The sequence below is a fragment of the Pseudomonas guariconensis genome (genome assembly GCF_015680235.1).
GTDB classification, from domain to species: Bacteria; Pseudomonadota; Gammaproteobacteria; order Pseudomonadales; family Pseudomonadaceae; genus Aquipseudomonas; species Aquipseudomonas guariconensis_A.
Window position 1 is genome coordinate 1 of record NZ_JADLJL010000006.1, and the last position, 12,091, is coordinate 12,091.

Here is a 12,091-nt window from a genome sequence, read left to right on the forward strand (position 1 = left end):
GCACAAGGCCGCTCTCATAGAACAACGCATAACTATTTGATTTTGCGGGCCTTGTGGGAGCGGGCTTGTCCCGCGATTGGGCCGGGCCGGAATCACCGTCGCCAGGCAAGGGCTGCGCCCTTGATCGCGGGGCAAGCCCGCTCCCACAGGGGACGGCGCTAGCCACTTGTTCTTTGCGCGACAGCGCAGCCCGAACGGCTGGGTGATCGCCCACGGACCATGCAAATCTGGCCAACGGCGGGTTTCCTGTAGGAGCGGCCTTGTGCCGCGATGGGGCGCGTAGCGGCCCCAATTGTTTAACTGGCCGGTTTTAAGCTATTTACAGCACCAGTGACATGATCCTACCAAGCAGTCTGCCTTTGCTTGTGCTACGCAATAGCCCAGACGCCGCCAAACGCGACGTCAGGCAAAAAGTGACCCGCCGTAAGGGCGCAAAGGTGATTCAGTGTCACCACCGCAAACGAACTGCTCGATTAAATCAATACCAACGATTGAACAAACATCTTTACGGCAACGGCACTACTGTTCGTCTCCATTATGGGTTTGATGTCGTATTCAACGGCTTGGGAATAGACATCACATGGAAAATGCCGGTCAGCAGGATCTGCAGGCGATCGAACCAGCGATGGCTACGTCCACGCAGGCTGCCGTTGAAGAACAGCACCTCCAGGCAATGCAGCCCCAGTAGGGCAATGCCCGCAGCATTGATCAGCAGATTGAACGGCAGTGGCTGGGGCATGAACAGGTTCACCAACACCACCCACCAGAACACTACCGTCAGGGCCTTGCCCAGGCCCAGTATGAATTTCATACCCCCGCCCTCTGTCTTGTCGTCATGGCGCGCGGCCCGTTCGAGCGGGCCGCTGCCAACACTAAACCCATGCCAGGGTAGGCGCCAGAGGCGTCAGTTCAGGTGCAACTCCACCCGCCGATTGCGCGCCTGGCCTTCGTCGGTGTCGTTGTCGGCCACCGGCTCCGCTTCCCCGCGCCCTTGGCTGGTCACCTTGGCCGGGGCCAGGCCCTGGCTGATCAGGTATTCGGCAACGCTGCTGGCACGGCGCTCGGACAGCGCCTGATTGTAGCTGTCCGAGCCGACGCTGTCGGTGTGGCCAATGACCTTGACGCTGGTCACCGAGGGGTCGTTGAGCTTGGGCAACAGGCTTTGCAGGCGCTGCTGGGCGCCAGCGGTCAGCTCGGCCGAGTCGAAGGCGAATAACACCTGCCCTTGGTCGTCGAGGGTGATCACCTCGGGTGTCGGCGCCGGTTCCGCGGCCTTGGCAGGCGGGTACTGCGGCAAGGGGCAACCCATATGGTTGACCGGGGTATTGGCCGGCGTGTCCGGGCAGCGGTCGCGGCGGTCGAATACACCGTCGCCATCCTCGTCGCCGTCCTGGGCATAGCAGATCAGGCCGCCGGCAATCGCACCAGCAGCGCCGGCGCCGGCCGCCCAGGCGGAACTCTCGATGGCCCCCAGGCCACCGCCGACCAATCCGCCCAGCAGGCTGCACAACGGCCAAGTTCGTTGATTGAGGGGCGCGCTGCCATCGCTGTGGGTGGCACAACCGCCCAGCAAGCTCGTGATCACCAGCAGCGGCAATGCCGCCTTCGACATGACACCCATGATGAATGCTCCTGTGTCACCGGCCGCGGCCGGACACTTGTATGAGGGCGCGCCCATGCCACTGCTCAAGGCATGGGCGCAGGCCGTCAGCGCTCGATCTTGATTTCAGTGCGACGGTTCATGGCGCGGCCATCGGCGGTCGCGTTGTCGGCCACCGGCTGGGTCTCGCCAGCACCTACCACCGAGACGAAGCTGCTGCGAGGTACGCCGCTTTCGACCAGGTAGTCGGTCACCGAGTGGGCGCGGCGCTCGGACAGTTTCTGGTTGTAGCTGTCGGAGCCGACGCTGTCGGTATGCCCGGTCACGGTCAGGCGGGCGCTCGGCGCTTCCTGTTTCAGGCGCGTGGCGATGGTATTGAGGCGCTCCTTGTCGGTCGCGGTCAGGCGCGCGGAGTCGAATTCGAAGTGCACGTCACGGATGACGATGACTTCTTCCTTCTGCACCACCACCTCCTCGACCACCGGGGCCGGCTCTGGCGGGCAGCCATTGGCGTCGACCTGCACCCCGGGCGGGGTACCTGGGCACTTGTCGCGGCTGTCCGGCACGCCGTCGCCATCCTCGTCGCCATCGCCATGGGCCCAGCAGTAGCCCGCCGCCAGGCCACCGCCCAGCAACGCGCCCCACCCAGCCCAGCTGGAGCTCTCGATGGCGCCCAGGGCAGCGCCGCCCACACCCCCGACGGCAGCACACTTCGGCCAGTCGGTTTTTTGCAAACCTGCACATCCAGTCAACACACTGGTGAGCAGGACCAGGGGTATCGCTGTGCGTACTATGCTCATCTTGTAGCTTCTCCTAGGGGGAATCGGCATAAGACCGATCCTTCGGAGTAAAGACCGCGCATTCCCTCTCTGCCAGCAATGAGCCATACCTCTTTGCCGACCGCCCCGGGCCCGCTAGTCTAGGGCCCACCTGAACGAGGATTGGCAATGACCGACGGTTTTTCCCAGCGCACCCCGCAGCAGGCCCTCGCCGCCCTGCTCGAGCGCTTCACCCCCCAACGCCTGTTGTTGGTGGGCACGCGTTTTCCGGCCCTGGAGGCATTTGCCCAGGCCCACCCCGAGGTGCACATCGAAACGGTCGCACCGGGCCCGCTACCGCCTCTGGCCGCCGCCCAGCGCTTCGACCTCGCGGTACTGGTGGACTGCCTCGAACATCTGCCCAAACGCACCGGCCTGGAGCTGCTCGGCGGCATCCGTAACCTCAATGCCAGCCGGGTCGCCGTGCTGGCGGACCTGCAGGCCTGCGGCTGGCTCGACACCGATTTCTTCGCCCTGGCGCTGTCGGCCAGTGAGAAATTTCGCCGGGACGACCAGGTGCTGAGCCTGTTCACCTATGATCTACATGACTATAAGCAGGTCCCGGACTGGCTCAACGCCAAGTTCTGGGCCAACCCTGAAAACTTCGGCAAGTACTGGTGGTGATGGAATGAGTGTCTCGGTCTGCCCTTGCGGCAGCGGCAACCTGCTCGACGCCTGCTGCGGGCATTATCACGCAGGCACCCCGGCCCCGGACGCCCAAGCGCTGATGCGTTCGCGCTACAGTGCCTATGTGCTGGGCCTGGTGGACTACCTGGTGGCGACCACCCTGCCCGCCCAACAGGCAGGCCTGGATCGCGCGGCCATTGCCGCGTGGAGCGCCCAAAGTACCTGGCTGGGCCTGGAGGTCGAGCGCGCCGAGGTGCTCGGCGGCCAGCCCGAGCATGCCTTCGTCAGCTTCACCGCGCGCTGGCACGATCAGCAAGGCGACCACCAACACCATGAACGCTCCGCCTTCGTCCAACACGACGGCCGTTGGTATTTCATCGACCCGACCGTGGGCCTCAAGGCCGGCCGCAACGACCCCTGCCCCTGCGCCAGCGGGCAGAAGTTCAAGAAATGCTGCGCCAGTTATATCGGTAGCTGACCATGATCGCCACGGCCCGCCTGCTCGTCCTCACCCTTTCATTGGCACTGTTGGCGGGCTGTGCCGGCTGGGGCGGCGATAGCTGGCGCGAGCCGCAGATTCGGCTGGTCAGGGTCGAGACCGTCAAGGCCCGTCTGCATCAGCAGGAGTTCGTGCTTCACCTACGGGTGGACAACCCCAACGACAGCCGCCTGTTCATTCGCAACCTGGCCTATTCGGTGCGGCTCAACGAGCTGATGCTGGCGCAGGACGAGGCCAGCCTCTGGCGCAGCGTCGGCGGCCATGCCACGCGCACCTTCAAGATCACTGCGCGGACCAATCTGTGGCAGCACCTCAAGCCCCTGGCCAAGCTGCTCAAGAGCGAGCAACCTCTGCATTACCGCCTGCAGGGTGAACTGAACACCGGGCTGATCGTCCACCGGGGCCTGCACTTGTCGCGCAGTGGTGAGATAATCCCCGGCGATCTTCAACCGGAGTAACCCCGCAATGACCCAACAACCCCATGTCCATGGCCCCGACTGCAACCACGGTCACGACCACCATGACCACGACCACGGCCATGTGCACGGCCCGCACTGCAACCACGGCCACCAGGAGCCGGTGCGCAATGCCCTGAAGGACGTCGGCCGCAACGACCCATGCCCGTGCGGCAGCCAGAAGAAATTCAAGAAGTGCCACGGGGCCTGATCCCCGGCAGTCCAGTCCTGCGGGCCGCTTCGCGGTCATCGCAGGACAAGCCCGCTCCCACAGGGGGACCCGCGCAGACGTTGCAAGCCTGTGTGGGAGCGGGCTTGCCCCGCGATGACCATCCCATCCGTTTTAATCTGAACAGCCGCTGGGCAGCCCCTGAAAATAAAGCCTCCAGCCACCTTGCACGGCGACCGCGCGCTCACTAACGTAGCGCCTTTGCCCCCCCGCCACGCCTAGCAGGAGCCTCGTCATGGCAGCCCCCGCCCTTCCCCCCTTCCGCCCCCGGTTCGGCACTGCCGCCGCATTGTTCGGCATGCTCGGCCTTGCCGGTTGCCAGACGGGCGGCTACCAGGACAGCGTGCCCCCCACCACGGGGGTGCAACCGCTCAAGGGACTGGCGCAGAACGTCTCGGTGCGCCGCAACGCCATGGGCGCCCCCCTGATCGAAAGCAGCAGCTTCCATGACGCGCTGTTCAGCCTGGGCTATGTCCATGCCGGTGACCGTATCGAGCAGATGGTCGCCATGCGCCTGCTGGCCCAGGGCCGCCTGGCCGAGTTGGCAGGCTCCGAGGCCCTGGACATCGACCGCCTGATGCGGGCCGCCAACCTCAAGCAAAGCGCCGGGCAGCTGTATGCCGATGCCTCGCCGCGCCTGAAGCGCTTCTTCGAGGTCTATGCCCGCGGGGTGAACGCCTACCTGTTCCGCTACCGCGACCGACTGCCGGCAGAACTCGCCCGCAGCGGCTACCGCCCGGAATACTGGAAGCCCGAGGATTCGGCGCTGGTGTTCAGCCTCTATGCCTTCAGCCAGTCGGTGAACCTCCAGGAAGAGCTCGCGGCCCTGGTGCTGGCGCAAAAGGTCGGCGCCGACAAGCTGGCCTGGCTGCTGCCGGGTGCGCCAGACGAACCGCTGGCCGAAGCCGAACTGGACAAACTCAAGGGCCTGAACCTGGCAAGCCAGCTGCCGGGCCTGGATGCCCTGGCCAGTGCAGGCCAGAAACTCGCTGATCTGGGCCTGCTCGGCACCCCGGGCTCAGCCAACCTGGCCCTGGGCCCGCAGCGCAGCCGCAGCGGCAAGAGCCTGCTGGCCAGCGACAGCCGCGCCAACTGGGCCCTGGCCCCGGTTCAAATCCACACCAGCAAGTACCAGGTTGCCGGCCTGTCGCTGCCGGGCCTGCCCATCGTGCTGGCCGGGTACAACGGCAAGCTGGCCTGGAGCAGCAGCGCGGTCATGGCCGACAACCAGGACCTGTACCTGGAACAACTGCGCCGCCAGGGTAACCAACTGAGCTACCTGGCCGATGGCAAGTGGCTGCCGGCGCGGGCACGCAGCGAAACCTTCTTCGTACGTGGCCAGCGCCCGCAGCGCGAAGTCATGTACGACACACGTCACGGCACTCTGCTCAGCCAGCCGGCCAGCGCTGGCCTGGGCCTTGCCCTGAACCTGCCGCAACTCAAGGGTGACGCCAGCCTGGACGCGTTGTTCAACCTGACTCGCGCGCCGTCGGTAGAGCGAGCCTTCGACACCACCCGCGAAGTCGGTGCCGCGGCGCTGAACTTCGTCTTCGCCGAACCCCAGCACATCGGCTGGCAGGTCAGCGGCCGTTACCCCAACCGCCGTGAAGGCCAGGGCCTACTGCCCTCGCCAGGCTGGGACGGGCGCTACGACTGGGACGGCTATGCCGACCCGATGCTGCACCCCTACGACCAGGACCCCACCGCCGGCTGGATCGGCCACGCCAACCAGCGCAGCCTGCCCCGAGGCTACGGCATGCAGCTTTCCAACACCTGGTATTACCCCGAGCGCGCCGAGCGCCTGGCCCAGCTGGCCGGCAACGGTCGCCATGACAGCCGCAGCCTGATGGCCTTGCAGAATGACCAGGTCACCCTGCTGGCGGACAAGCTCAAGCAGATGTTCGACGCACCGGGCATGGCCCAGTCCCTCGCCCAAGCCATCGACGCACTGCCCGCCGCCCAGCGCCCCCAGGCCCGCGAGGCCTTGGCGACGCTCAAGGCGTTCGATGGCCGCCTGAGCCCAGTCTCGGCCGATGCCGCGCTCTACCAGCTGTTCCTCCAGGCTGTGGCGCGGCAGACCTTCCTCGACGAACTCGGCCCGGAGTCCAGCCCGGCCTGGCAAGCATTCGTCGGCAACGCGCGCCTGTCCTATTCGGCCCAGGCCGACCACTTGCTCGGGCGCGAGGACAGCCCGTTCTGGGACGACCGCAGCACGACACAAACAGAAGACAAGCCCACCATCCTCGCCCGCAGCCTGGCGGCCGCGATGGAAGCTGGCGTTGCGCAACTGGGTGCTGACCGTCGCGCCTGGCAATGGGGCCGGCTGCACCAGTATCGCTGGCCGGCACCGGCCTATCATGGCCTGGGCGATGCCGTCAGCCGAGCGCCCAGGGCGGCCGGCGGCGATTTCAGCACCCTGGCCCTGACGCCCTATGCCTGGGGCAGCAGCTTCGACACCAGCCTGCCGGCCTCGGCGCGCATGATCGTCGATTTCGGCCAGGCCGAACCGCTGCAGGTAATGACCAGCAACGGCCAGTCCGGCAACCCGGCCAGCCGCCACTACAGCGATGGCCTGAACGCCTGGTTCCAGGGCCGCTTCATGAGCCTGCCCCTGCAGCAGCAGAACTTCTCCCGCGCCTATGGCAGCCAACGCCTCACCCTGGTGCCGGGTCGCTGAGGCCACGCTCCCTCGCTCGCGGAGCGTGCGGGCAGCCCACATGGGCTGCCCGTATTCTTTCGAACTTCCCACCCCGCCTCGTGCTCTGAGCTAACAAGCCCCCAGCCAGCCGACGCGCCCCATGGACCTTGTCATCGCCCGCCCCGAAGGCCTGTATTGCCCGCCCGGTGACTTCTACATCGACCCCTGGCAGCCCGTGGACCGAGCCGTCATCACCCACGGCCACGGCGACCACGCCCGCCTGGGCAATCGTCATTACCTGGCCGCCGAACCCGGCGCCGGCATCCTGCGCAGCCGCCTGGGAAGCATTGACCTGCAGACCCTGCCCTATGGCGAGCGGCTCGACCACAATGGCGTGACCTTGAGTTTCCACCCCGCCGGCCATGTGCTGGGCTCGGCCCAGGTGCGCCTGGAGTTCCAGGGCGAGGTCTGGGTCGCTTCGGGCGACTACAAGGTCGAGCCCGATGGCACCTGCGCGCCGTTCGAACCGGTGCGCTGCCATACGTTCATCAGCGAGTCGACGTTCGGCCTGCCGATCTACCGCTGGCCACCACAAGCTGAGGTATTCGCACAGATCAACGCCTGGTGGCGGGCCAACCGCGACCAGGGCAAGGCCAGCGTGCTGCTGTGCTACGCCTTCGGCAAGGCCCAGCGCATCCTCCATGGCCTGGATGCAAGCATTGGCCCGATCCTCGTGCATGGTGCCGTCGAACCGCTGAACCGAGTCTATCGCGAGGCCGGCATACGCCTGCCGGACACCCATTACGCCGGGGACATTCCACGTAACGACCCACTGTTGCGCCGAGCCCTGGTCCTGGCCCCGCCCTCGGCCGCCGGCAGCAGTTGGATGAAACGCTTCGGCAACTACAGCGACGGCTTCGCCAGCGGCTGGATGCGCCTGCGCGGCACCCGGCGCCGGCGCGGGGTGGACCGAGGCTTCGTGCTCTCCGACCATGCCGACTGGCCGGGGCTGCTGTGGGCGATCGAGCAAACCGGCGCCGAACGGGTCATGGTCACCCATGGCTCGGTCAACACCCTGGTGCGCTACCTCGTCGAAAAGGGCCTGGATGCGAGGGCCTTCGTGACCGAATACGGCGACGAGGACGACCCCGTCGGCGAGGCCTCGCCATGAAAGCCTTCGCCGACCTTTATCTGCAGTTGGATGCGACCACCTCCAGCAATGCCAAGCTCGCGGCCCTGCAAGACTACTTCGCCCGGGCGCCCGCCCAGGACGCGGCCTGGGCCGTGTATTTCCTGGCCGGCGGGCGCCCGCGGCAGATGGTGCCGACCCGCCTGCTGCGCGAGCTCACGTTGACGTTGTCAGGCCTGCCGGACTGGCTGTTCGAGGAAAGCTACCAGGCCGTGGGTGACCTGGCCGAGACGCTCTCGCTGCTGCTGCCGGAAAACCCGCACGGCAACGAGGAGGGCCTAGCTCATTGGGTCGAGGCCCACCTGTTGCCGTTGCGCGGGCAACCGCCGGAGGTGATCCGCCAACGCCTGCCCGCCTTGTGGGCACAGCTGGACCGGCCAAGCCTGATGCTCTGCGTGAAGCTCATCACCGGGAGCTTCCGGGTAGGCGTGTCCAAACTGCTGGTCACCCGGGCCCTGGCCCAGCTGGCAGGCCTGGATGCCAAGCGCGTCGCCCAGCGCCTGGTCGGTTATACCGACCTGAGCCATCGCCCAACAGCGCAGCGCTACCGGCAGCTGGTCGCCGCCGAATCGGCCGACGAGCATCACCAGCGCGGTGGCCAACCCTACCCATTTTTCCTGGCCGACGCGCTGCAGGCACCGCTCGAGCAGTTCGACGCCCTGCTCGGCCCGGTCGACGCCTGGCAAGTGGAATGGAAGTGGGATGGCATCCGGGCCCAGGTGGTCAAACGCGACGGCCAACTGTGGATCTGGTCGCGGGGCGAGGAGCTGGTCACCGAGCGCTTCCCCGAGCTGCACAGCCTCGCCGCTACGTTGCCGGATGGCGTGGTACTCGATGGCGAAATCCTGGTCTGGAAGCCCGGCGCCGCTGCCACGGACATCGCCGTGCAGCCCTTCGCCCTGCTGCAGCAGCGTCTGGGGCGAAAGACCCTGGGCAAGAAATTGCTCGCTGACGCCCCGGTGGTACTGCAAGCCTACGACCTGCTCGAATGGCAGGGCGAAGATTGGCGCAACCGACCGCAGCATGCGCGCAGGGCGCAACTGGAGGCCCTGTTGCGCGACCACCCTCTGGCACCCGTCGTACTCTCCCCCCTGCTGCAGGGCGACGACTGGCCGGCACTGGCGCGCCAACGCGAGCACTCCCGCAGCCTTGGCGTCGAAGGCCTGATGCTCAAGCAGCGCGATGCACTCTATGGCGTGGGCCGGACCAAGGACATGGGCGTGTGGTGGAAATGGAAAATCGACCCTTTCAGCGTCGATGCGGTCCTGATCTATGCCCAGCGCGGCCATGGCCGGCGTGCCAGCCTGTACAGCGACTACACCTTCGCGGTCTGGGATGGCCCCCCGGGTACGCCCGGACGTACCTTGGTGCCATTCGCCAAGGCCTATTCCGGCTTGAGCGACGAAGAGATGCGCCAGGTGGACGCGATTATCCGCAAGACCACCGTGGAAACCTTCGGCCCGGTGCGCAGTGTGACCCCGACCCTGGTGTTCGAACTTGGCTTCGAGGGCATCGCCCTGTCCAAGCGCCACAAGAGCGGCATCGCCGTGCGCTTTCCACGCATGCTGCGGTGGCGGCATGACAAGCCGGTCGAGCAGGCCGACGACCTGGCCACCTTGCAGGCATTGCTGGCCTGAACGCGGCCGGCCCGGACAAGGAGGCTGCGCAACGGCCGAAGTTATGCTTCTATCTTTGTGCCGACTGTTATCGCAGACCGTTTTCGCCACTCAGCCAGGACCACCATGCATCATTCGACCCACGACCTGCTGTCCCCCGTCCCGGGCATTGCCCGTCAGCTCCACAGCTTCCATTTCGGCCCGCGCGGTGGCGGCAAGGTCTACATCCAGGCCTCGCTGCACGCCGACGAATTGCCCGGCATGCTGGTGGCCTGGCACCTCAAGCGCCGCCTGGTCGAGCTGGAACAGCTAGGTCGGCTGCGCAAAGAGGTGATCCTGGTGCCGGTGGCCAACCCGGTGGGCCTGGAGCAGGTGCTGCTGGACGCGCCACTGGGGCGCTTCGAGTTGCAGAGCGGGGAAAACTTCAACCGCAACTTCGTCGACCTGTCGGACAGCATTGGCGACCAGATCGAAGGCCACCTGACCCAGGACCCGGCGCACAACCTGGCGTTGATCCGCGAATACCTGCGTCGCGGGCTGGACGCCCATCCTGCACGCACGCCGTTGCAATCCCAGCGCCTGACCTTGCAACGCCTGGCCTGCGACGCCGACATCGTGCTCGACTTGCACTGTGACTTCGAAGCGGTAGAACACCTGTACACCACGCCTGAGGCCTGGCCTCAGGTCGAGCCCCTGGCACGTTACCTGGGCGTGCAGGCCAGCCTGCTGGCCACCGATTCAGGGGGGCAGTCGTTCGATGAATGTTTCAGCCTGGTGTGGTGGCAATTGCAGCAGCGCTTCGGCAAGCAGTTCCCGATCCCCCTGGGCAGTTTTTCGGTGACGGTCGAGCTGCGCGGCCAGGCCGATGTCAGTCATGAGCTGGCGGCCAAGGACTGTCAGGGCATCCTGGATTTCCTGACCCATGCCGGGGTCATCGAAGGCCAGGTCAAGGCATTGCCGCCCCTCGCCTACCCAGCAACGCCACTGGCTGGCGTGGAACCGGTAATGGCCCCATTAGGCGGGTTGCTGGTGTTCCACGCCAAGCCCGGGCAGTACCTGGAAGCCGGCCAATTGATCGCCGAAGTGATCGACCCGCTCAGCGATCGAGTGACGGCAGTGCGCAACGCCCAGGCAGGCTTGCTGTATGCACGCAGCGTAAGGCGCATGGCCACGGCAGGCATGGTCATCGCGCATGTGGCGGGCGAGCAGGTCTGCCGCAGCGGTTACCTACTGGCCAACTGAGACCGCGTGGCCTTCAGGCCACCGGCGAGGGAGGCGGCTCGTCCGGCAAGGTGGGCTCGCCCGGCTCCATAGGGGGTGATTCGCCTGGTTCGGGGGGTTGTGGGGTATCAGGGTCTGGCTGGTGGGGCACACCACCGGCCTGCACTGGCGTGGGGGGATGCGCCAGCAGGGACCATGCCAGCAACCCGATCTGGTTGGGCTGGAGGACGGCCAGCTTCGCGCTGATAGCGGGATGGAGTTTCATTGGCTGCTCCTGGCGATAGCCGATGCGCGTCATGCGCACCGGACCGTTCTGAGCATTGGAGTGCCTGGAGCGCGAGGAATTCCCCACGCTCGTCGCCTCAGGTGCGCGGCAGGGTGACGCCGCGCTGGCCCTGGTACTTGCCGCCACGATCCTTGTAGGACACTTCGCATTCTTCATCGGACTCGAGGAATAGCATCTGCGCCACGCCTTCATTGGCGTAGATCTTGGCCGGCAGGGTGGTGGTGTTGGAGAACTCCAGGGTCACGTGGCCCTCCCACTCCGGTTCCAGCGGGGTGACGTTGACGATGATGCCGCAGCGGGCGTAGGTGCTCTTGCCCAGGCAGATGGTCAATACGTTGCGCGGAATGCGGAAGTATTCGACGGTGCGGGCCAGGGCGAAGGAGTTCGGCGGGATGATGCACACGTCGCTCTTGACGTCGACGAAGCTGCCGGCATCGAAATTCTTCGGGTCGACGGTGGCCGAATTGATGTTGGTGAACACCTTGAATTCGTCGGCGCAACGCACGTCGTAGCCGTAGCTGGAGACGCCGAAGGAAATGACCCGGCTGTCTTCGCCGCCGCGCACTTGACGCTCGACGAACGGTTCGATCATGCCGTGTTCCTGCGCCATGCGGCGAATCCACTTGTCCGATTTGATGCTCATGGCGGGAGTGTCCTGAAGAGTGCAAGGTGAAAAACGAGACGCGCATCTTACCGGTCCCGGCGCCTGTGGCAAAGTTCCATCCCGCAATCCCGCGCCGGACGGGAGTTGCAGCCGCCGTCGATCCGAATTTCGACAAAGCCGTCATTGACCATTGGCAGGTCGGGGAAAGTGGGTTAAGGTGGCGCCACTGTGCTGCACGTGACACCGAGAATCTCTAGTTTGATGCACGATTCCAATCGGCCCATCGCTGAATTTTCTGCTCTCTTTGCG

13 protein-coding genes are annotated in these 12,091 nt (G+C 65.8%); 8 read left to right on the forward strand and 5 right to left on the reverse strand.

Going from position 1 to position 12,091, the window contains the following annotated elements:
• Nucleotides 1-535 precede the first annotated feature (535 nt).
• From IRZ56_RS06595 to IRZ56_RS06605, 3 genes are all read right to left on the reverse strand, one after another.
• Nucleotides 536-811 (reverse strand): DUF1145 domain-containing protein, encoded by a 276-nt coding sequence (locus IRZ56_RS06595; protein WP_196144212.1) that lies wholly within the window; start codon nucleotides 809-811, stop codon nucleotides 536-538.
• A gap of 93 nt (nucleotides 812-904) precedes the next feature.
• Nucleotides 905-1,621 carry an OmpA family protein gene (locus IRZ56_RS06600; RefSeq protein ID WP_196144213.1) on the reverse strand — a complete coding sequence of 239 codons (717 nt, stop codon included), beginning with the start codon at nucleotides 1,619-1,621 and terminating at the stop codon, nucleotides 905-907.
• A gap of 86 nt (nucleotides 1,622-1,707) precedes the next feature.
• Nucleotides 1,708-2,400, reverse strand: a complete 693-nt coding sequence (locus IRZ56_RS06605; RefSeq protein ID WP_196144214.1) for an OmpA family protein — start codon at nucleotides 2,398-2,400, stop codon at nucleotides 1,708-1,710.
• A gap of 147 nt (nucleotides 2,401-2,547) precedes the next feature.
• On the opposite strand from IRZ56_RS06605, the gene IRZ56_RS06610 reads away from it, so the two are divergent.
• The 8 genes from IRZ56_RS06610 to IRZ56_RS06645 all read left to right on the forward strand — a co-directional run bounded on the left by IRZ56_RS06610 (nucleotide 2,548) and on the right by IRZ56_RS06645 (nucleotide 10,913).
• Nucleotides 2,548-3,042, forward strand: a complete 495-nt coding sequence (locus tag IRZ56_RS06610) for a DUF6231 family protein (protein ID WP_196144215.1) — start codon at nucleotides 2,548-2,550, stop codon at nucleotides 3,040-3,042.
• Nucleotides 3,043-3,046: 4 nt separating this feature from the next.
• The gene (locus tag IRZ56_RS06615; RefSeq protein ID WP_196144216.1) at nucleotides 3,047-3,523 is read left to right on the forward strand and encodes a YchJ family protein; all 477 of its coding nucleotides are present in this window, start codon (nucleotides 3,047-3,049) and stop codon (nucleotides 3,521-3,523) included.
• Between the two features lie 2 nt (nucleotides 3,524-3,525).
• On the forward strand, nucleotides 3,526-4,002 hold the full coding sequence (locus IRZ56_RS06620; RefSeq protein ID WP_196144217.1) for an LEA type 2 family protein: 477 nt from the start codon (nucleotides 3,526-3,528) through the stop codon (nucleotides 4,000-4,002).
• A 7-nt stretch (nucleotides 4,003-4,009) separates the two neighbouring features.
• Complete coding sequence (locus IRZ56_RS06625; protein ID WP_023379046.1) at nucleotides 4,010-4,210, forward strand: SEC-C metal-binding domain-containing protein; 201 nt, start codon at nucleotides 4,010-4,012, stop codon at nucleotides 4,208-4,210.
• Between the two features lie 253 nt (nucleotides 4,211-4,463).
• Nucleotides 4,464-6,905 carry a penicillin acylase family protein gene (locus tag IRZ56_RS06630; RefSeq protein WP_196144218.1) on the forward strand — a complete coding sequence of 814 codons (2,442 nt, stop codon included), beginning with the start codon at nucleotides 4,464-4,466 and terminating at the stop codon, nucleotides 6,903-6,905.
• Nucleotides 6,906-7,026: 121 nt separating this feature from the next.
• On the forward strand, nucleotides 7,027-8,037 hold the full coding sequence (locus IRZ56_RS06635) for a ligase-associated DNA damage response exonuclease (RefSeq protein WP_196144219.1): 1,011 nt from the start codon (nucleotides 7,027-7,029) through the stop codon (nucleotides 8,035-8,037).
• A complete protein-coding gene (locus IRZ56_RS06640) occupies nucleotides 8,034-9,692 on the forward strand; it encodes an ATP-dependent DNA ligase (protein WP_196144220.1) in 1,659 nt (552 codons plus the stop codon). The genes IRZ56_RS06635 and IRZ56_RS06640 overlap by 4 nt, the downstream gene beginning before the upstream one ends.
• A gap of 105 nt (nucleotides 9,693-9,797) precedes the next feature.
• On the forward strand, nucleotides 9,798-10,913 hold the full coding sequence (locus IRZ56_RS06645; protein WP_196144221.1) for a succinylglutamate desuccinylase/aspartoacylase family protein: 1,116 nt from the start codon (nucleotides 9,798-9,800) through the stop codon (nucleotides 10,911-10,913).
• Between the two features lie 13 nt (nucleotides 10,914-10,926).
• Here the strand turns inward: IRZ56_RS06645 and IRZ56_RS06650 are convergent, their stop codons facing one another.
• Together IRZ56_RS06650 and dcd are read right to left on the reverse strand one after the other, a co-directional pair.
• Entirely contained in the window at nucleotides 10,927-11,157 is a 231-nt protein-coding gene (locus IRZ56_RS06650; protein WP_084856050.1) for a hypothetical protein, read from the reverse strand.
• Between the two features lie 97 nt (nucleotides 11,158-11,254).
• Entirely contained in the window at nucleotides 11,255-11,821 is a 567-nt protein-coding gene (gene dcd / locus IRZ56_RS06655; RefSeq protein ID WP_043213075.1) for a dCTP deaminase, read from the reverse strand.
• Nucleotides 11,822-12,091: the final 270 nt, after the last annotated feature.